Origin of the sequence: Thermomonas sp., assembly GCF_041919455.1 — a bacterium.
Classification (GTDB): Bacteria; Pseudomonadota; Gammaproteobacteria; order Xanthomonadales; family Xanthomonadaceae; genus Thermomonas.
This window is the reverse complement of record NZ_JAYRTQ010000002.1, coordinates 173,844-192,410: the sequence shown is the minus strand read 5'-3', so window position 1 is coordinate 192,410 and position 18,567 is coordinate 173,844. Positions and strand designations below refer to the sequence as shown.

The window sequence follows — 18,567 nt, the reverse complement described above, 5'->3', positions numbered from 1 at the left end:
GCGGTCTCAGCGGTGCGCGCCGCTGGACGTCACCGCCAGGAACTTGCGCGGGTTCACCACCGCGCCGTCCTGCCAGACCTCGAAGTGCACGTGGGCACCGGTGGAGCGGCCGCTGGAACCGGCCTTGGCGATCTCCTGGCCCGAACGCACCAGGTCGCCGACCTGCCGTTCCAGCTTGGAGTTGTGCGCATAGCGGGTCACGTAGCCGTTGCCGTGGTCGACCTCGACCACGTTGCCGTAGCCGGAACGCACGCCGGAATAGCTCACCACGCCATCGGCCACGGCCAGCACCGGGTCGCCGACGTCGGCCTCGAAATCGATGCCCTTGTGGAACTGGTGGCCGCCGCCGAACGGATCGGCGCGGCCGCCGAAGCCGGAGGTGATGTAGCTGTTGGCGATCGGGTCGCGCGACGGCATCGCGTTGCGATCCAGCGCGCGGTTGAACAGCAGGCTCTCCAGCACCGACAACTGGGTGTCGGCGCGGCCGAACTCGCCTTCCAGCAGGCCGATGCCGCGGCGCAACTCGGCCGGCGGCATGTCGCTGGCTCGACCGGCGCCACCCTGGCCGACCGGCTTGTCGAACTCGAATTCACCGTCCTGCAGCTGGCCGGCCTGGGTCAGGCGCGCGCCGAGGGCGTTCAGGCGGTTGGCCTGCGCCTGCAGCTCGGCCAGCCGTGCAGCCAGGGCGTTGACTTCGCGCTGGGCGTCGCGGCGGACCTTGGCCAGCTCGGCCTGGCGATTCGCCTCGGCGGCCTGCATGGCTTCGACCTCGGCCATGCCCACCACGCTGCGGCCACCTGCGCCGAGCAGCAAGCCGGCGCCGAGCAGCACGCCGAGGGCGGCCAACGGACGGCGCATCGCCCAGAAGCGGAAAGCCTGTGCCTGCGCGATGACGCGCCGGCGGGTATCGTGTGACTTGCTTGTTTCGGTCATCGGGTATGCCTGGTTCTCGGTCCACGCCCCCAGCGGGGGCGACGCCTCCTTCGGGTCCGCGCGCGGCGCTGCAAGCGCTGCTCGACGGGGCCGAAGGCGGCACCCTGCGCCGGGCGCTGTGGCTCGACGCGGTGGACCAGTTGTTGCGTCCCCACCTGCCGCCCGTTCTGGCCGCGCATGCGCGGCTGGCGAACGTTCGTGGCGACAAGCTCGTTTTCGTCGTCGATGGCCCGGTGTGGCATGCCAAATTGCGGCTGGCCACGCAGGAACTGGTCGACGCTGCCCGATCCGTCGGGCTCGATGTGGCGGGGTTGACCGTCAGGACGACGAGCCAACCGTTGCGACCGATCCCGCCAGCCGCGACAACCGCTCCACCAATGTCGGCGGCCGGCCAGTCGGGACTGGCGGCTGCCTTGGCACTGTTGCGGTCTGACGCGCCCGACATGTCGGAACAGCGCGCTGGGGGAAACCGCAAACCCGGGCGGCGGGGGACGTAGGAACGCACCCAACCCGGCCGGCTGGGCATCCTAACGTCACAAGTCCGTGATTTTGTTAAATAAAGACTAACGATTCAGCTGAATGCGTGCCCCTGGTCACAGGCCGGGCACGCGGGCGAACTGGCTCAGGTCGCCGGGACGGCGTCCCCGTAGACCACCGGCGGCGGCGCCACCGGATCGGTGAAACTGACTTCTTCCCACGCTTCGGCATCGGCCAACAGGGCCCGGACCAGCTTGTTGTTGAGGGCGTGGCCGGACTTGTAGCCCTCGTAGGCGCCGATGATCGGCCGACCGGCCAGATAGAGATCGCCGACCGCGTCGAGGATCTTGTGGCGCACGAATTCGTCGGCGTAGCGCAGGCCGTCCTCATTGAGGACGCGGAACTCGTCGAGCACGATCGCGTTGTCCATCGAGCCGCCCAGGCCCAGGTTGCGCTCGCGCATGTACTCCAGGTCCTGCATGAAGCCGAAGGTGCGCGCGCGACTGACCTCGCTGACGTAGGCGCTGGTCGAGAAATCGACTTCGGCGCGCGACAGCGTGTCCGGGATCGCCGGATGGTTGAACTTGACCGTGAAGCCGACGCGGAAGCCGTCGTGCGGACTGAAGCTGGCGAGCTTGTCGCCCTCGCGCACCTCGACATGCTTGCGGATGCGCAGGAACCGCTTGGGCGCGTTCTGCTCGGCGATGCCGGCGGATTGCAGCAGGAACACGAACGGGCCGGCCGAGCCATCCATGATCGGCACTTCGGGTGCGGTCAACTCGATGTAGATGTTGTCGATGCCCAGGCCGGCCAAGGCCGACATCAGGTGCTCGACGGTCTGCACCTTGGCGCCGTCGCAACTCAGGCCGGTGCAGAGGGTGGTTTCGGTCACCAGCGCGGCGCTGGCGGGGATCTCGACCACGGGATCCAGGTCGATGCGGCGGAAGACGATGCCGGTATCGATCGGCGCCGGGCGCAGGGTGAGGAAGACCTTCTCGCCGCCGTGCAACCCCACGCCGGTGGCGCGGATCAGGTTCTTGAGGGTGCGTTGGCGAAGCATCGGCGCAGATTACCACCCAGATGGCTGAACCGCGCCTCGATAAGAAACGCTTGCGATGCGGCTACGACGCGTCGCCACGCGCCATGGAAACTCGCCTGCGAGCTGTTTGCGCGGGGCAAAAGGGCCGGCCGGCATGACGCCGACCGACCGGAAATCACGCCGGGCGGGCAACCCGGCGTGCGAAAGGACATAACGCGGGCGCTGTCATCCCGGCGCAAGCCGGGACGACGCTTCAAACTCAATCCGCCTGGCGACGCAGGAACGCCGGGATGTCCAGGTAATCGTCCTTCGGCAGCTCGGCCACGGCCGGACCCGCATCGACATTGCGGCGCAGGCCGCCGACGAAGCCGGTGTTTGCGCCAGGCACGAACGGATCGGAGACCTCGTCGATCATCAGGCCGGTGGTGCCGTCGCGCTTGCCCTGGGTGTTGATCAGCTGCACCTGCGGGCGGCGCGGGGCGTCGAAGCCGCTGTCGTAGCGGGCTTCGCTGCGCGGGGCCGGCTGGCGGCCGCTGCTCGTGGCGCGATTGAGGCCGGTGGCGACCACGGTGACGCGCACTTCGTCCTGCATCTCCGGATCCAGCACGGTGCCGATGACCACGGTCGCGTCTTCCGAGGCGAACTGCTCCACGGTGCGGCCGACTTCGTCGAACTCGGCCATGGTGAAGTCGGGGCCGGCGGTGATGTTGACCAGGATGCCGTTGGCGCCGGACAGGTTGACGTCGTCGAGCAGCGGATTCTGGATCGCGCCCTCCGCCGCGGCCTGGGCACGGTCGTCGCCACGTGCGCTGCCGCTGCCCATCATCGCCAGGCCCATTTCGGACATGACGGTGCGGACGTCGGCGAAGTCGACGTTGATCAGGCCCGGACGCACGATCAGGTCGGCGATGCCCTGCACCGCGCCGAGCAGCACGTCGTTGGCGGCGCGGAAGGCCTGGATCATGGTCGCGTTGCGGCCAAGCACGGTGATCAGCTTCTCGTTGGGGATGGTGATCAGCGAGTCGCAGTGCTGGCTCAGTTCCTCGATGCCCTTCAGCGCCACCTGCATGCGGCGGCGGCCTTCGAACGGAAATGGTTTTGTGACCACGGCGACGGTCAGGATGCCCATCTCCTTGGCGACCTGCGCAACGACCGGCGCGGCGCCGGTACCGGTGCCGCCGCCCATGCCGGCGGTGATGAACACCATGTCGGCGCCGGTCAGCGCGTCGATGATGGTGTCGCGGTCTTCCAGCGCGGCCTGGCGGCCGACTTCCGGGTTGGCGCCTGCGCCCAGGCCCTTGGTGACGTTGCCGCCCAGCTGCAGCTGCAACTTGGCGCCGCAATTCTTGATCGCCTGCGAGTCGGTGTTGGCGGTGATGAATTCCACCCCATCCACGCTGCTGTTGACCATGTGCGCGACTGCGTTGCCGCCGCCGCCGCCCACGCCGATGACCTTGATCACCGCGTTCGGTGCCATCTTCTCGACCAGTTCGAATGTCTGCGCCATGTCCGTGTCCTCTTGTTATGTCGTGCTTGTGTGAGATCGCTTGGGTTGTTGTCTTGCCCGGACCACCCTGCCTGCCGCCTTCATCGCGCCGCCGCGCCCTCGCGGCGACGCCCCTTGCCTAGAACTGGCCGCGATACCAGTTCTTCACCTTGTCCATCCAGCCGAATGCGCGGCCATCGCGAAGCTGCGGCCGGCGCGGATTCTCGATCTGGCTGCCCATCAGCAGCAGGCCCACGCCGGTGGCGTGCACCGGGTTGCCGACCACTTCGCCCAGCCCGCTGACGTGCTGGGGAATGCCGATGCGCACCGGCATCTGCAGCATTTCCTCGGCCAGTTCGACCACGCCTTCCATCTTCGACGCGCCGCCGGTCAGGACCATGCCCGCGCGCACCAGTTGCTCGAAGCCGCTGCGGCGCAGTTCCGCCTGCACCATCTCGAAGATTTCCTCGTAGCGCGCCTGCACCGCCTGCGCCAGCGCGTGGCGCGGCATCCGCCGCGGCGGACGATCGCCGACGCTGGGCACCTGGATGCTTTCCTCGGCGCGCGCGAGTTGCGCCAGCGCGCAGGCGTAGCGCACCTTGATCTGCTCGGCTTCCGGCGTGGGCGTGCGCAGCATGTGCGCGATGTCTTCGGTGACCTTGTCGCCTGCCACCGGCAACGAGGCGGTATGGCTGATCGCACCCTGCACGAACACCGCGATGTCGGTGGTACCGGCGCCCATGTCGACCAGCACCACGCCCAGCTCGCGTTCGTCCGGGGTCAGCACCGCGGTGCTCGACGCCAGCGAGGACAGCACCAGGTCATCGACCTGCAGCCCGCACTTCTGCACGCACTTGGTGATGTTGGCGGCGGCCGACTGCGCGCACACCACCAGGTGCGCATGCACTTCCAGGCGCACGCCGGTCATGCCGACCGGGTTGCGGATGCCTTCCTGCGAATCGTCCAGCACGTAGTCGCGCGGGATCGCATGCAGGATGCGCTGGTCCGCCGGGATCGCGACGGCCTTGGCCGCCTCCAGCACGCGGTCGAGGTCGCCGTAGCTGACTTCGCCGTCGCGGATCGGGGCGATGCCCTGCGAGTTGCGGCACTGCACGTGGTTGCCGCTGATCGAGGCGTACACGCTGCGCACTTCGCAGCCGGCCATTAGTTCGGCTTCCTCCACCGCGCGCTGGATCGACTGCACGGTGGAATCGATGTCGACCACCACGCCCTTGCGCAGCCCGCGCGACTCATGCGAGCCGATGCCGATCACCTCGATCGGTTCGCCCGGCGCGTATTCGCCGACCAGCGCGGTGACCTTGGAGGTCCCGATATCGAGGCCGACGATCAGCGACTTGTCGCCCTTGCGGTTCATGTGGTTCCTTGCGTTGGTTCGCTCCCTGCACGGCTTGCAGGGGAGCTCGAAGTCGCCTCAAGCGGCTGAGGGTGCGGGGTTGTTTCCTGCATCGGACTCGGCAGGGCGGCGGGCTTCGGCAACGCAGCCCAGCTCAGCGAAAAACCATTCGTGTAACGCAGGTCGGCGCGCACCAGGCGCTGCCCGGGATGCTGCGCGGCGAGCCGCGGCAGCAGCGGCGCGAAGCGTTCCAGCCGTTGTTCGGGATCGTTGCGGCCCAGCACGACTTCGGTGCCGTCGGTGAGGGTGATCGACCAGCTGCCGCGTTTGTCCATGCCGGCACCGCGCACGCCACCGGCATTGGCCAGGCGCTCGCGCGCTTGGTTGTACAGGGCCACGACATCGGCCACCTGGGTGTCCGGGCCATCGAGTTGCGGCAGGCCCGCGCGCACCTGCACGCCCGCCGCCGAGAACAGCTTGCCGTGCTCGGACAGCAGGCGATCCTTGCCCCAGCGCGCGAACGGACGATGTTCGCTGATCCGCACTTCCAGCACGTCGGGCCAGTGCTTGCGCACTTCCGCGCGCTCCACCCACGGCAACGCACCGACCGCGGCCTGGATGCGGTCCAGCTCCACCGCGAAGAAGCCCCGCTTCGCATACGGCAGGACGGTCGCGCGCAAGCGCGCCTGGTCGACCTGCAGCAGGTCGCCCTGCACGCGCAGCGTGCGCAGCGGCCATTGCGTGCCGCCGACCCAACCGTTGACCACGGCGACCACCGGCAGCGCGACCAGCGCCACCGCGAGGACCCAGGCCAGCAGTCGCAGCATCGCGCTCATGCGTCAGCGCGCTCCCCATCATTCGCCGGCAAGGTCTGCTCGAGGATCCGCCAGCACAGTTCCTCGAACGACACCCCACGCTGGCCCGCCGCCTTCGGCACCAGCGAGTGACTGGTCATGCCCGGCGCGGTGTTCACTTCGATCAGCTGCAACCCGCGCACGCGGTCTCGCATCACGTCCACGCGTCCCCAGCCACTACACCCAGCAGCGTGGAACGCAGCTAACGCGAGTGTGCGAATCGCGTGCTCGTCATCCCCTTCCATGCCGGGGCAGAGGTATTGAGTGTCGTCGGCAACGTACTTGGCGTGGTAGTCGTACCACTCGCCCGCGGGCACGATGCGGATGGACGGCAGCGCGACGTCGCCAAGAATGCCGACGGTGTATTCATCGCCCTGCACCATCTGCTCGGCCATCAACTCGCCACCGTAGCCCGCCGCAAACGCAACCGCCGGCTCCAGATCGGCCTCGGCAAGGATACGGAACACGCCGACACTGGAGCCTTCGCTCGACGGCTTCACAAATACCGGGAAGCCGAGATCCAAGGCGGCTGCGCGCAGGTCGCCGCCGTGCGGCACGCGCACGAATTTCGGCGTCGGCAGGCCGGCGCTCTGCCACACCTGCTTGGTGCGGATCTTGTCCATGGTCAGCGCGCTGGCCAGCACGCCGCAGCCGGTGTACGGCACTTCCAGCGCTTCCAGCAAGCCCTGCAGCACGCCATCCTCGCCACCGCCGCGGTTGCCGTGGAGGATGTTGAAGACGCGGTCGAACTGGCCGTGCACCAGCGCGTCGACCAGCGCCGGGATACCGTCGACCGGATGCGCATCCACGCCGCGCGCCTGCAGCGCCTCCAGCACGTTGCGACCGGAATCCAGCGACACCTCGCGCTCGCTGCTGGTGCCGCCCATCAGCACGGCGACGCGGCCGAAATCGCGCGCATCGCTCACCCGCAGCGGCGGGAACGGACGGTCGGCGCTCATGCGCTTGCTCCAGGAGAGGATGTGCCTTGCAGGCCGCTGCGCGCGATGTGCTGCGCGGCCGCGCCGATGTCGCCGGCGCCCATCAGCAACAGCAGGTCGCCGTCGCGGAGCACGCCGGCAAGCGCATCGCGCAGGTCGGTCGCACCATTGACGACGACCGGATCGACCCGGCCGCGGGTGCGGATCGAACGCGCCAGCGACTTCGCATCGGCGCCGGCGATCGGCGCCTCACCGGCCGGGTAGACCTCGGTCAGCACCAGCGCGTCGACGCCGGACAACACCGCGGCGAAATCGTCGAACAGGTCGCGGGTACGCGAGTAGCGATGCGGCTGGAACGCGACCACCAGCCGCTTGTCCGGCCAGCCACCGCGCGCGGCATCGAACACCGCGGCGAGTTCCTTGGGATGGTGGCCGTAGTCGTCGACCAGGACCACGTCGCCACCACCGGCGAGCGGCAACTTCGCCAGCTGGTTGAAGCGGCGGCCGATGCCGGCGAACTGTTCCAGCGCGCGCGCGATCGCGTCGTTGCCCACGCCCAGCTGCCAGGCGACCGCGCAGGCGGCCAGCGCGTTCTGCACGTTGTGCCGACCCGGCAACGCCAGCGTGCACGACGTGCGCGACCCGTCCGGCAGGCACAGCGTGAAGTGCATGCGCCCGCCCTGCTGGCGGATGTCCTCGGCGCGCACGTCCGCCGGCGCGCTCAGGCCATAGGTAACAACGTGGCGCGGGGTGTTTTCCGCCAGCGCGGCCACTTCGGCATCGTCGATGCACAGCACCGCCAGCCCGTAGAACGGCAGCCGGTGCAGGAATTCGTTGAACGCCGCCTTCACCCGGGCGAAGTCGCCGCCGTAGTTCTCCAGGTGATCCGCATCGATGTTGGTGACGATCGCGACCGCCGGGTTCAGGCGCAGGAAACTGCCGTCGCTCTCGTCGGCTTCGGCCACCAGCCACTGGCCGTCGCCGAGCCGCGCATTCGCGCCGGCCGCCAGCAACTGCCCGCCAATGACGAAGGTCGGGTCCAGCCCACCTTCGGCCAGCACGCTGGCGAGCAGCGAGGTCGTGGTGGTCTTGCCGTGGGTGCCGGCCACCGCGATACCGCGCTTGAAGCGCATCAGCTCGGCCAGCATTTCCGCGCGCGGGACCACCGGGATGCGTTGCGAGCGCGCTTCCAGCAGCTCCGGGTTGTCGGGCTTGATCGCGCTGCTGACCACCACGCAATCGGCATCCAGCACGTTGGCGGCGGCATGGCCCTTGCTGATGGTCGCCCCCAGCGACGCCAGCCGGCGGGTCACCGCGTTGTCGGCATTGTCGGAACCGCTGACCTGGTAACCGAGCGTGCACAACACCTCGGCGATGCCGCTCATGCCGACGCCGCCGATGCCGACGAAGTGCACGCGCGGGAACGCCTTGGCGAGGTCGCCGATCTGCTGCAGGCGCAGGCTGTTGATGGACATCAGGCGGCCTCCTTGCGAATGGTTTCCAGCACCGCGTCGGCGACGCGTGCGGCGGCATCCGGCCTGGCCAGCGCACGTGCGGCTGTCGCCATCGCCAGGCGCTTGCCCGGATCCGCGGCGAGCTCGGCGAGCAGCGGCTGCAGGCGCGCGGCCAGGTCCTCGCCCTGCGGCAGCAGCAACGCCGCGCCACGCTCGACCAGGAATTCGGCATTGCGGGTCTGGTGGTCGTCGACCGCCTGCGGGAACGGCACCAGCACGCTGCCCACGCCGACCGCGCACAGTTCGGCAAGCGTCAGCGCGCCGGCGCGGCAGACCACCAGGTCGGCATGCGCGTAGGCCGCGGCCATGTCGGCGATGAAGGGTTCGACATTGGCGACGACGCCCGCATCGGCATAGGCCTTGCGTGCGTCTTCGAGCATCTTCTCTCCCGCCTGGTGGAGGATCTCCACCGGCAGGCCCAGCGCAGCCACTGCTTGCGGTACTGCGTTGTTCAACGCGCGCGCGCCCTGGCTGCCGCCCAGCACCAGCAGGCGCAGCGCGCCGCCGTGGTTGAAGTCGCGATGTTCCGGAGCAGCCACCTGCGCGATCTGCGCACGCACCGGATTGCCGACATGCGTTTCGCGGGCGAAGGTCTGCGGGAAGCCGACCAGCACCTGCTTGGCGACCTTCGCCAGCGCCTTGTTGGTCATGCCGGCGGCACGGTTCTGTTCGTGCACCAGCAGCGGAATGCCGGCGATGCGCGCGGCGATCCCGCCCGGCCCGGCGGCGAACCCACCGAAGCTCACCACCGCCGATGGCTGGCGCGCGCGCAGCACGCGCGCGGCATCGCGCACCGCGCGCAGGAGTTTCATCGGTGCAGTCAGCAGGGTCGCGAAGCCCTTGCCGCGCACCCCAGCCACCGCGATGGTGTCGATGGCGATGTCGTGCGGCGGCACCAGCCGCGTTTCCATGCCGCCTGCAGCGCCCAGCCACGCAACGCGGGCACCGCGGTCGCGCAGCGCCTGCGCGACCGCAAGGCCAGGAAAGATGTGGCCGCCGGTACCGCCGGCCATGATCACCACGAGGGGCGCGGCGTTGTTCAACGCGACCTCCTCAGCACGGGCGCCGCGGTGGCTTCGCTGCGCGTGCCCATGCCGGGCTCGATGCGCTGGCGCAGGCGGCTGGTGCCGCGCGTGCCGCTGTCGGACGGGAGCGGCGGCTGCGCGGTCTCCGGACCCGGACCGGCCGGCGGCTGGCTCGCCAGCCCGCGCAACTTCGCGACTTGCCGGGCGGCGCGTTCGTATTCCCAGGACACGCGCAACAGCAGGCCCATCGCCACGCAAGTCATCAGCACGCTGGAACCGCCGGAGGAAATCAGCGGCAGGGTCAGGCCCTTGGTCGGCAGCAAGCCCAGGTTGACGCCGATCGAGACGAAGCTCTGCAGCGCCATCCACAGGGCGATGCCGAAGGCGATGTAGCCGGCGAAGTGGCGCTTCATCTCCACGCACTTCAGGCCCAGCCAGAATGCGCGGCCGGCCAGCAGCACGTACATCGCCACGATCGCGCACGCGCCGGCGAAACCGAGCTCCTCGGCGATCACCGAGAAGATGAAGTCGGTATGCGCTTCCGGCAGGTAGGAGAGCTTCTGTACCGAAGCGCCCAGGCCCACGCCCAGCCATTCGCCGCGGCCGATCGCCATCAGCGCGTTGCTCAGCTGGTAACCGGCGCCGAGCTGGTCCTGCCACGGATCCATGAACGAGGTCACGCGACGCATGCGGTAGGGCTCGAACACCACCAGCAGCACCAGCGCCGGCACCATCAGCAGGATCGGCAGGATGATCCGCTGGATCGGCGCGCCGCCCAGCAGCAGCATGCAGATGGTGATGCCGAGCAGCAGCACCGAGGAACCGAAGTCCGGCTGCATCAGCAGCAGCACCACCAGCGCGCCGACCACCGCGACCGGCTTCAGCATCGCCATCCAGGTGACCGCCACGTCCTCGCTGTAGCGCTTCAGGTAACTCGCCAGCCAGACGATGTAGAGGACCTTGACCGCCTCCACCACCTGGAACTTGGACACGCCCAGGTTGATCCAGCGCCGCGCGCCATTCACCGTGCTGCCCAGCACCGGCACGTAGACCAGCAGCAACAGCACGAAGCAAGCCAGCAGCAGCAGTTGGCTGTATTGCTCGATGGTCTTCAGTTCGGTGCGCATGGCGATCGCCGCCAGCACCACGCCGACCGCCAGGAACATCACGTGGCGGGTCAGGAAATACCAGGGACCCACGTCCATGCCCGCGCCGGCGACCGCGGCCGAACCGACCATCACCACCCCGGTGCAGCCCAGCGCGATCGCCACGCCGAGCAGCCACGGGTCGAAGCGCCCGCCGATGTCGTCGACGCGGGTCGCCTGGCGGCGGCTGTCGTGCGAGGCGTGGTCGAAGGTCGTCGCGCTCATCAGCGGATCTTCAACGTCGCCAAACCGACCAGCACCAGCACCACGCTGATGATCCAGAAGCGCACGATCACCCGCGGTTCCGGCCAGCCCTTCAGTTCGAAGTGGTGGTGGATCGGCGCCATCCGGAACACGCGCTTGCCGGTGAGCTTGAAGCTGGCCACCTGGATCATCACCGACAGCGTTTCGATGACGAAGATGCCGCCCATGATCACCAGTACAAGTTCCTGGCGCACGATCACCGCGACGGTGCCCAGCACCGCGCCCAGCGCCAGCGCGCCGATATCGCCCATGAACACCATCGCCGGGTAGGTGTTGAACCACAGGAAGCCCAGGCCCGCGCCGGCGATCGCCGCGCAGATGACCACCAGCTCGCCCGCACCCGGGACCTTGGGAATCCCCAGGTAGGCCGAGAACACCGCGTGGCCGGAGGCATAGGCGAACACACCCAGGGCGCAGGCCACCAGCACCGTCGGCATGATCGCCAGCCCGTCCAGGCCATCGGTCAGGTTGACCGCGTTGGAGAAGCCGACGATCCAGAAATACGCGATGCCGACGAAGAAGATCGCGCCGGCGATGCCGGCCAGCGGCAGCGCCACGTTCTTGAAGAACGGGATGTACAAGGTGGTCGCGGCGTCCACGTCGGCCGTCATGTACAGGAACAGGCCCGCGGCCAGGCCGAGCACCGACTGCAGGGCGTACTTGGTGCGCGAGCGCATGCCGTTGGGGTCGCGCTTGACGATCTTGATCCAGTCGTCCCACCAGCCGATCGCGCCGAAGCCGACCATCACCACCAGCACCACCCACACGTACTTGTTGCGCAGGTCGGCCCACAGCAGCACCGAGGCCAGCACGGTGAGCAGGATCAGTGCGCCGCCCATGGTCGGCGTGCCGGCCTTGGAGAAATGCGATTGCGGGCCGTCCTTGCGGATCGGCTGGCCGCCCTTGAGCGTGGCGAGCTTGCGGATCATCGCCGGCCCCCACCACAGCGACAGCGCGAGCGCGGTCAGCGCGCCCAGGATGGCGCGGAAGGTCAGGTAGTTGAACAGGCCGAACAGGCTTTGCAGCTGTTCCAGCCAGCGGGTCAGTTCAAGCAGCATCGGTCGTTCCCCCGCCGTTTTCCGCCGCGTCGCGCTGCAGCAGCGCCTTGACGATGCGATCCATCGCGCTGCCGCGCGATCCCTTCACCAGCACCCGCACCCCCGCGTGCAAATCGGCGGCCAGCGCATCGGCCAGTGCCTCGTGCGAATCGAATGCCTGCGCGCCGTCGCCGAACGCCGCGACGGCATGCGCGCTCAAGTCGCCCAGCGCGAACAGGCGGACGATGCCGGCGGCCCTCGCCTGCTGCCCGGCCTGCGCGTGCAGGGCGATTTCGCCTGCACCGAGTTCGCGCATGTCGCCCAGCACCAGCCACGCTTCGTCGCCGCTGCTCGCCAGGGTGTCGATGCCCGCTGCGAGCGAGCCCGGATTGGCGTTGTAGCTGTCATCGACCAGCACCGCACCGCTGCGCAATGCGTGCGCGACCAGGCGGCCTGCCACCGGCTGCACCGCTTCCAGGCCGGCGCGGACCTGTTCCAGGCTGGCTCCAACCGCGATCGCCATTGCCGCGGCGGCCAGCGCGTTGCGCACGTTGTGGCGGCCTGGCATCGGCAAGGCAATCGCGATGTCGCCGGTCGGTGCGGCCAGCACGAAGCGCGCGCCATTTGCAACGAGCTGGATATCGCGTGCCTGCAGCTCGGCCGCGGCATCGATGCCGAAACGCAGCACGCGGCGACCCTGCGCGCGTTCGATGAAAGATGGGGCGAAGCTGTCGTCGGCATTGACCACCGCCACGCCATCGGCGGGCAGCGCATCGTGGATCGCGCCCTTGGTCTCGGCCACGCCGAGCAGGCTGCCCATTCGCTCCAGGTGCGCGGGTGCGATGTTGTTGACCAGCGCCACGTCGGGACGCGCGATCGCGGTCAGGTAGGCGATGTCGCCCGGCTTGCCGGCGCCCATCTCGTACACCGCGAAGCGCGCATCGTCCGGCGCGTCCAGCACGGCGAGCGGCAGGCCGATCTCGTTGTTGCGGTTGCCCGGGTTGGCATAGGCGCCGCCGAGTTGCTGCAGGATCGAGAGCAGCAGGGTCTTCACCGAGGTCTTGCCGTTGCTGCCGGTGATCGCCAGCACCTTCGTATGGCGCTCGCGCTGCACCGCCGCGGCGAATGCACCCAGCGCGCGCTCGGTGTCGGCGACGATGACCTGCGGCGCGTCGATGGCGAGTTCATGCGCGACCAGCACGGCCACGCAACCGCCGTCGATCGCCGCCTGCACGTGCGCATGGCCATCGAATCGTTCGCCCTTGAGCGCGACGAACAAGGCATCGCCGCCCGGCAATGCGCGGGTGTCGGTGGCGACACCATCGACCACGCGATTCGCACCCACCAGGCGACCGCCGGTGGCCTGCGCGATGAAGGCGAGCGAGCGCGGCGTCACGCGTGCAGCCCCTGCGGGCGACGGCGCAACAACTCGCGGGCGACCGCAGTGTCATCGAACGCATGGCGGATGCCGGCGATTTCCTGGTAGGGCTCGTGGCCCTTGCCGGCGACCAGCACCACGTCGTCCGCACCGGCGTTGGCCAATGCCTGCGCGATGGCGGCGGCGCGGTCGCGCTGCACCAGCACCCGCGTGGTATCGGCGAAGCCTTCGACGATGTCGGCGACGATCACGTCACCATCCTCGTTGCGCGGATTGTCGTCGGTGACGATGACGCGGTCCGCCAGGCGCTCGGCGATCGCCGCCATCTGCGGACGCTTGCCGCGGTCGCGCTCGCCGCCGCAGCCGAACACGCAGGTCAGCGCGCCGGCGGTATGCGCGCGCAGCGAGGCCAGTGCCTGTTCCAGCGCATCCGGGGTATGCGCGTAATCGATCACGACCAGCGGCAGGCCGCCCTCGCCGCCGAGGCGGTTCATACGGCCATCGACCGGTGCGAGCTGTGACAGGGTTTCGGCGACCAGCGCCGGCGCCATGCCCAGTGCGAACAGGGTCGCAGCCACGCCCAGCAGGTTGTCCACGTTGAAACGGCCTAGCAGCGGCGAACGCACCGGATGCGCCTGGCCGCCCGCGTCCAGCATGAAACGGATGCCGCTGCCGTCCAGTTGCACGTCGTCGGCGCGCACGCTGGCGCCGGCCGCGCCGCGCGAGGAGAAGCCGACCGCGCGCACCTTGCCGCCGACCGCCTCGAACAACTCGCGGCCGAACGCATCGTCCAGGTTCACCGCCGCGGCGCGCAGGCCCGGCCAGTCGAACAGCCGCGCCTTGGCCGCGCCATAGCTGGCCATGTCGCCGTGGTAGTCCAGGTGATCGCGGGTGAGGTTGGTGAACACGCCGACGTCGAAATGCACGCCATCCACGCGGCCCTGGTCCAGCGCGTGCGAGGACACTTCCATCGCCACCGCCTGCGCGCCTTCGTCGCGCAATTCGGCGAGCAGCGCGTGCATGCGCAGCACCAGCGGGGTGGTGAAGCCGGTCGGGACGATCTTCGGCCAGATGCCGGCACCGAGCGTACCGACGGTGCCCGCCTTCTGCCCGCGCAAGGTCCAGGCCTGGGCGAGCAGTTGCACGGTCGAGGTCTTGCCGTTGGTGCCGGTCACCCCGACCGTGGTCATCGCCGCGCTCGGGTGGTCGTGGAAGCTGTCGGCCATCGTGCCCATGCGCGCGCGCAGGCCGGTCACCGGGATCGCGTCTTCCGGCGCCGGCAGGGCTTCCGGCGCGGGCGGCTCGAACAGGATCGCCGTGGCGCCGGCCTCGCGCGCGGCATCGACGAAGTTCAGGCCATGCGCGCCGAAGCCGGCGATGGCGACGAAGGCATCGCCCGGCCGCACTTCGCGGCTGTCCATCACCAGGCCGGTGACGGCCAGGTCGGCCGACAGGCCTTCGAGTTCCGGCAGCAATTCGCTGAGCAGCATCGAGCGCGTCATTGCAGCGCTCCCGCGGCGGCAGTGGCGGCATCGGCCACGGCCTGCACCGGCACGGCATGACCCGCTGCCTTGGCACGCTTGGCCTCGGCCGCAGCCTGCGCGGCGAGCCAGGCGTCCAGGTTGTCGGGCGACACGTCCATCATCCGCAGCGCGCCTTCCATGACGTTGCGGAACACCGGGCCGGAGACGATGCCGCCGTAGTACGAGCCCTTGGTGGGGTCGTTGATCGCGACCACCATCGAGAAGCGCGGCTTGTCCACCGGCACCAAGCCGGCGAAGTAACCGATGTAGCGGCGCGAGTAACCGCCGGCGCTGGCCTTGCGCGAGGTGCCGGTCTTGCCGGCCACGTGATAGCCCAGGATCGCCGCCTGCGTCGCGGTGCCGCCAGGCTCGGTCACGGTCTGCATCATGTGCAGCACCTGGTTGGCGATCGCCGGATCCAGCACCTGCTTCGGCGTGCCGTGCTGGCCCTTGACGAAGCTCGGCTGGTGCAACAGCCCGCCATTGCCCAGCGCCGCGTACGCGGTGGCGATCTGCAGCGGCGTGGCGTTCAGGCCGTAGCCGTAGCTGATGGTCTGCTTGCTGGTGCCGCTCCAGCGCTGGTGGCTCGGGAACAGGCCGGCGGCTTCGCCCGGGAAGCCGCTGCCGGTGACGTGGCCGTAGCCGAAGCGGCGCAGGAAGGCATCGAACTGGGCATCGCCCAGGCGCTTGGCGATCAGCGAGGCGCCCACGTTCGAGCTCTTGCGGATCACCCCGGTGGTGTCCAGCACGCCGTAGTTGTGGGTGTCGGTGGTGCGGTAACGGCCGTTCGGGATCCAACCGGGGCTGGTGTTGAAGAGCGAGGTGGGAGTGATCACGCCGGCTTCCAGCCCCGCGGCCACGGTCAGCGGCTTCATCGTCGACCCCGGCTCCAGCAGGTCGGTCACCGCGCGATTGCGGTGGGCATCGCGCGGACTGGTGCCGACGGCGTTCGGGTTGAAGGTCGGCAGGTTCACCATCGCCAGCACTTCGCCGGTGGCGACGTCGAGCACCACCGCCGAGCCGCTGCTCGCGCCGGTGATGTTGAGCGCATTGCGCAGCTCGCGATGCGCCAGGTACTGGATGCGGCGGTCGATGCTGATCGCCAGGTCGCGGCCCGGCTGGGCCGCGCGGACCAGGTCCACGCTCTCGACGATCTGCCCGCGGCGGTCGCGGATGACGCGCTTGGCGCCCGGAGTGCCGCGCAGCCAGTCGTCGAAGGCCAGCTCCAGGCCTTCCTGGCCGCGGTCGTCGATATTGGTGAACCCCAGCACGTGGGCCACCGCTTCGCCCTGCGGGTAGAAGCGGCGGTATTCACGCTGGCTGGCCACGCCGGGGATGTCCAGCGCCAGGATGCGCGCCGCTTCGTCCGGGTTGATCCGGCGCTTGAGATACACGAATTCCTTGCCCGCACGCTGGCTCAGGCGGCTGGCCAGCTCGTCCTGCGGCATGCCCAACGCACGCGCCAGCGCCGGCAGCCGGGACGGCGACTTCAGCAGTTCCTTCGGGTTGGCCCAGATCGATTCCACCGGCGAGGAAATCGCCAGCGGCTCGCCGTTGCGGTCGGTGATCATCCCGCGCGAGGTCGCGATCGGGATCTCGCGGACGAACCGGGCATCGCCCTGCTGCTGGTAGAACGCACGGTCGATGACCTGCAGGTCCAGCGCGCGCGCGATCAGCGCCACCGAACACAGTGCCAGCGCCCCGCAGACCATCAGCAGCCGGCTGCGCAGGTCGAAGCCGTTGCGTTGCGCGCGCGGACGGTGACCCGCGGTCGGCCGCGCGCGCTCGCGGCGCTCCCCATCGGGGCGTCCGGAAAACGGCAGCTGCTTGCCGAACAGCTTCATCGGCGCAGCACCACGATGTCTTCGGTGCGCGGGAACACCATGCCCAGGCGCGAACGCGCGACCTGGTCGACGCGGTTGCTCTCCGCCCAGGTCGCCTGCTCCAGCTGCAGCCGGCCGAATTCGATGTTGAGCTCGTCGCGCGCGCGCTCCAGCTTGCTCAGCGCCACGAAGGCCTGGCGATGCTCATGGCGGTCGCGCACCACCAGCAGCGCGGTGGCCACATTGGCCAGGACCAGCGCGCCGAGCAGCAATTTGCCGTTCATGCCCAGCCCTCGCGCACAGTGCTCGGGCGTTCATCGGCGCGCGAGCCAGTGGCTCGCACACGCGCCTCTTCACCTCCGATGCGCTCGGCGACGCGCAGCACCGCGCTGCGCGCGCGCGGGTTGGCGGCCAGTTCGGCCTCGCCCGCCTTCTGCGCGCCGTCGACCAGGCGCAGCGAGGGGGTGAAGTCGATCTCGACCGGCATCCGCCGGTTCGTCGGAGGTGCCTTGGCGTGGCGGAGCATGAATTGCTTGACGATGCGGTCTTCCAGCGAATGGAAGCTGATCACCGCCAGCCGGCCACCCGGCCTCAGTCGCGCCATCGCCGCATCCAGGCCGAGCTCCAGGTCGAGCAGCTCGCGATTGATGAAGATGCGGATCGCCTGGAAGGTGCGCGTCGCCGGATGCGCTTTCTTGTCGTTGCGCGGCATCAGCCGTGCGATCAATCCCGCCAGTTCGGCGGTGCGGGTGAACGGCTTGGTCGCCCGGTCCTGCACGATGGCGCGGGCGATCCGGCGCGACTGCTTTTCCTCGCCCCAGGTCCACAGCACGTCGGCGATCTCTTTTTCGTCGGCACGCGCCAGCCACTCGGCGGCGCTCTCGCCGGACTCCGGATCCATCCGCATGTCCAGCGGGCCGTCCTTGCCGAACGAGAAGCCGCGCTCGGCGACGTCCAGCTGCGGCGAGGACACGCCGAGGTCGAACAGCACGCCGTCCAGGCCATCGCCGGCCGCCGACCAACCCGCCAGCTCGGCAAAGCTGCCGCGATGCCAGGACACGCGCGCATCGTCGTTGGCCAATTGCTTGGCCACGGCGATCGCCTCGGGGTCCTTGTCCATCACCAGCAGGCGGCCTCCCGGCCCGAGTCGCTGCAACACCCCGCGCGCATGCCCGCCGCGCCCGAACGTGCCATCCAGATAGGTGCCATCCACTTTCACCGCCAGACCGTCCATGACCTCGGCGAACATCACGGGGAGGTGGGTGGACGCGATGGCCGCGCCACCCGTACTCACAACACCAGATCCTGCAAGTCGTCGCCCAGGTCGGCATCGCCCAGCGTCTGCCGGATCTGTTCGTGGTGGGCCTGTTCGCTCCACAACTCGAACTTGTCGCCCATGCCCAGCAGCACCGCCTTCTTCTCGATGCCGACCGCACTGCGCTGGCTGGCCGGCAGGGAAATGCGACCACTGCCGTCGGGCTCGGCGAATGCCGCGGCACCGACCAGCTTCAATTGCAGGAGGCGACTGTTCTTCCTGGTGCGCGGCAGGGCATTGACCTGATCACGGACCTTTTCCCAGACCGGCAGTGGGTAGAGATACAGGCAGCCGGCCTCGAACGGGTTGTAGGTGACGACCAGGCGGTTGCCGCACTCGCGCGCGACCAGGTCCCGGTAGCTGGTCGGGATCGCCAGCCGGCCCTTGTCGTCGATGGTGATGGCGGTCTCGCCCTGGAACATGCCCCTACCCTGCGTCGCCTCCGTCTAAGGCGGAGTTCAT

The 18,567-nt window shown here is 69.2% G+C and carries 17 protein-coding genes; 1 reads left to right on the top strand and 16 read right to left on the bottom strand.

The features are described 5' to 3' along the window. Window positions 1–6 precede the first annotated feature (6 nt). On the bottom strand, window positions 7–933 hold the full coding sequence (locus tag ACE3T8_RS02140) for a peptidoglycan DD-metalloendopeptidase family protein (RefSeq protein WP_374606420.1): 927 nt from the start codon (window positions 931–933) through the stop codon (window positions 7–9). Between the two features lie 5 nt (window positions 934–938). On the opposite strand from ACE3T8_RS02140, the gene ACE3T8_RS02135 reads away from it, so the two are divergent. Continuing rightward, window positions 939–1,430: a DciA family protein gene (locus tag ACE3T8_RS02135; protein ID WP_374606418.1), complete on the top strand. Its 492-nt coding sequence runs from the start codon at window positions 939–941 to the stop codon at window positions 1,428–1,430. Between the two features lie 125 nt (window positions 1,431–1,555). Here ACE3T8_RS02135 and lpxC read toward each other — a convergent pair whose 3' ends face one another. From lpxC to mraZ, 15 genes are all read right to left on the bottom strand, one after another. Beyond that, window positions 1,556–2,470 carry a UDP-3-O-acyl-N-acetylglucosamine deacetylase gene (lpxC, locus tag ACE3T8_RS02130; RefSeq protein ID WP_374606416.1) on the bottom strand — a complete coding sequence of 305 codons (915 nt, stop codon included), beginning with the start codon at window positions 2,468–2,470 and terminating at the stop codon, window positions 1,556–1,558. Between the two features lie 238 nt (window positions 2,471–2,708). Then, on the bottom strand, window positions 2,709–3,956 hold the full coding sequence (gene ftsZ / locus ACE3T8_RS02125) for a cell division protein FtsZ (protein WP_374606415.1): 1,248 nt from the start codon (window positions 3,954–3,956) through the stop codon (window positions 2,709–2,711). A gap of 118 nt (window positions 3,957–4,074) precedes the next feature. Further along, entirely contained in the window at window positions 4,075–5,310 is a 1,236-nt protein-coding gene (ftsA, locus tag ACE3T8_RS02120) for a cell division protein FtsA (protein WP_374606414.1), read from the bottom strand. Next, window positions 5,307–6,125: a cell division protein FtsQ/DivIB gene (locus tag ACE3T8_RS02115; protein ID WP_374606412.1), complete on the bottom strand. Its 819-nt coding sequence runs from the start codon at window positions 6,123–6,125 to the stop codon at window positions 5,307–5,309. Before ACE3T8_RS02115 ends, ftsA begins: the two co-directional genes overlap by 4 nt. Then, a complete protein-coding gene (locus ACE3T8_RS02110; RefSeq protein ID WP_374606410.1) occupies window positions 6,122–7,102 on the bottom strand; it encodes a D-alanine--D-alanine ligase in 981 nt (326 codons plus the stop codon). Before ACE3T8_RS02110 ends, ACE3T8_RS02115 begins: the two co-directional genes overlap by 4 nt. Further along, a complete protein-coding gene (gene murC / locus ACE3T8_RS02105; RefSeq protein WP_374606408.1) occupies window positions 7,099–8,556 on the bottom strand; it encodes a UDP-N-acetylmuramate--L-alanine ligase in 1,458 nt (485 codons plus the stop codon). Before murC ends, ACE3T8_RS02110 begins: the two co-directional genes overlap by 4 nt. After that, window positions 8,556–9,608: an undecaprenyldiphospho-muramoylpentapeptide beta-N-acetylglucosaminyltransferase gene (gene murG / locus ACE3T8_RS02100; RefSeq protein ID WP_374606464.1), complete on the bottom strand. Its 1,053-nt coding sequence runs from the start codon at window positions 9,606–9,608 to the stop codon at window positions 8,556–8,558. Before murG ends, murC begins: the two co-directional genes overlap by 1 nt. Before the next feature lie 26 nt (window positions 9,609–9,634). Continuing rightward, window positions 9,635–10,990, bottom strand: a complete 1,356-nt coding sequence (gene ftsW, locus ACE3T8_RS02095) for a putative lipid II flippase FtsW (protein WP_374606407.1) — start codon at window positions 10,988–10,990, stop codon at window positions 9,635–9,637. Then, the gene (mraY, locus tag ACE3T8_RS02090) at window positions 10,990–12,087 is read right to left on the bottom strand and encodes a phospho-N-acetylmuramoyl-pentapeptide-transferase (protein ID WP_374606406.1); all 1,098 of its coding nucleotides are present in this window, start codon (window positions 12,085–12,087) and stop codon (window positions 10,990–10,992) included. The genes ftsW and mraY overlap by 1 nt, the downstream gene beginning before the upstream one ends. Further along, on the bottom strand, window positions 12,077–13,462 hold the full coding sequence (gene murF, locus ACE3T8_RS02085; RefSeq protein ID WP_374606404.1) for a UDP-N-acetylmuramoyl-tripeptide--D-alanyl-D-alanine ligase: 1,386 nt from the start codon (window positions 13,460–13,462) through the stop codon (window positions 12,077–12,079). Before murF ends, mraY begins: the two co-directional genes overlap by 11 nt. Further along, window positions 13,459–14,946: a UDP-N-acetylmuramoyl-L-alanyl-D-glutamate--2,6-diaminopimelate ligase gene (locus ACE3T8_RS02080; protein ID WP_374606402.1), complete on the bottom strand. Its 1,488-nt coding sequence runs from the start codon at window positions 14,944–14,946 to the stop codon at window positions 13,459–13,461. The genes murF and ACE3T8_RS02080 overlap by 4 nt, the downstream gene beginning before the upstream one ends. Next, the gene (locus ACE3T8_RS02075) at window positions 14,943–16,679 is read right to left on the bottom strand and encodes a peptidoglycan D,D-transpeptidase FtsI family protein (RefSeq protein WP_374606463.1); all 1,737 of its coding nucleotides are present in this window, start codon (window positions 16,677–16,679) and stop codon (window positions 14,943–14,945) included. The genes ACE3T8_RS02080 and ACE3T8_RS02075 overlap by 4 nt, the downstream gene beginning before the upstream one ends. A 128-nt stretch (window positions 16,680–16,807) precedes the next feature. Continuing rightward, window positions 16,808–17,074: a cell division protein FtsL gene (gene ftsL, locus ACE3T8_RS02070; protein WP_374606401.1), complete on the bottom strand. Its 267-nt coding sequence runs from the start codon at window positions 17,072–17,074 to the stop codon at window positions 16,808–16,810. Continuing rightward, window positions 17,071–18,084 carry a 16S rRNA (cytosine(1402)-N(4))-methyltransferase RsmH gene (rsmH, locus tag ACE3T8_RS02065; protein WP_374606399.1) on the bottom strand — a complete coding sequence of 338 codons (1,014 nt, stop codon included), beginning with the start codon at window positions 18,082–18,084 and terminating at the stop codon, window positions 17,071–17,073. Before rsmH ends, ftsL begins: the two co-directional genes overlap by 4 nt. Beyond that, window positions 18,081–18,527 (bottom strand): division/cell wall cluster transcriptional repressor MraZ, encoded by a 447-nt coding sequence (mraZ, locus tag ACE3T8_RS02060; protein ID WP_374353380.1) that lies wholly within the window; start codon window positions 18,525–18,527, stop codon window positions 18,081–18,083. The genes rsmH and mraZ overlap by 4 nt, the downstream gene beginning before the upstream one ends. Between the last annotated feature and the right edge of the window lie 40 nt (window positions 18,528–18,567).

Excerpts from the sequence above, each read along its gene's own strand:
- ftsW (WP_374606407.1), bottom strand. The coding sequence starts at position 10,990 with ATGAGCGCGACGACCTTCGACCACGCCTCGCACGACAGCCGCCGCCAG.
- lpxC (WP_374606416.1), bottom strand. The coding sequence starts at position 2,470 with ATGCTTCGCCAACGCACCCTCAAGAACCTGATCCGCGCCACCGGCGTG.
- murG (WP_374606464.1), bottom strand. The coding sequence starts at position 9,608 with ATGGCCGGCGGTACCGGCGGCCACATCTTTCCTGGCCTTGCGGTCGCG.
- ACE3T8_RS02135 (WP_374606418.1), top strand. The coding sequence starts at position 939 with ATGCCTGGTTCTCGGTCCACGCCCCCAGCGGGGGCGACGCCTCCTTCG.
- ACE3T8_RS02080 (WP_374606402.1), bottom strand. The coding sequence starts at position 14,946 with ATGACGCGCTCGATGCTGCTCAGCGAATTGCTGCCGGAACTCGAAGGC.
- ACE3T8_RS02115 (WP_374606412.1), bottom strand. The coding sequence starts at position 6,125 with ATGAGCGCGATGCTGCGACTGCTGGCCTGGGTCCTCGCGGTGGCGCTG.
- murC (WP_374606408.1), bottom strand. The coding sequence starts at position 8,556 with ATGTCCATCAACAGCCTGCGCCTGCAGCAGATCGGCGACCTCGCCAAG.
- ftsA (WP_374606414.1), bottom strand. The coding sequence starts at position 5,310 with ATGAACCGCAAGGGCGACAAGTCGCTGATCGTCGGCCTCGATATCGGG.
- ACE3T8_RS02110 (WP_374606410.1), bottom strand. The coding sequence starts at position 7,102 with ATGAGCGCCGACCGTCCGTTCCCGCCGCTGCGGGTGAGCGATGCGCGC.
- ftsL (WP_374606401.1), bottom strand. The coding sequence starts at position 17,074 with ATGAACGGCAAATTGCTGCTCGGCGCGCTGGTCCTGGCCAATGTGGCC.
- mraZ (WP_374353380.1), bottom strand. The coding sequence starts at position 18,527 with ATGTTCCAGGGCGAGACCGCCATCACCATCGACGACAAGGGCCGGCTG.
- mraY (WP_374606406.1), bottom strand. The coding sequence starts at position 12,087 with ATGCTGCTTGAACTGACCCGCTGGCTGGAACAGCTGCAAAGCCTGTTC.
- ftsZ (WP_374606415.1), bottom strand. The coding sequence starts at position 3,956 with ATGGCGCAGACATTCGAACTGGTCGAGAAGATGGCACCGAACGCGGTG.
- ACE3T8_RS02075 (WP_374606463.1), bottom strand. The coding sequence starts at position 16,679 with ATGGTCTGCGGGGCGCTGGCACTGTGTTCGGTGGCGCTGATCGCGCGC.
- ACE3T8_RS02140 (WP_374606420.1), bottom strand. The coding sequence starts at position 933 with ATGACCGAAACAAGCAAGTCACACGATACCCGCCGGCGCGTCATCGCG.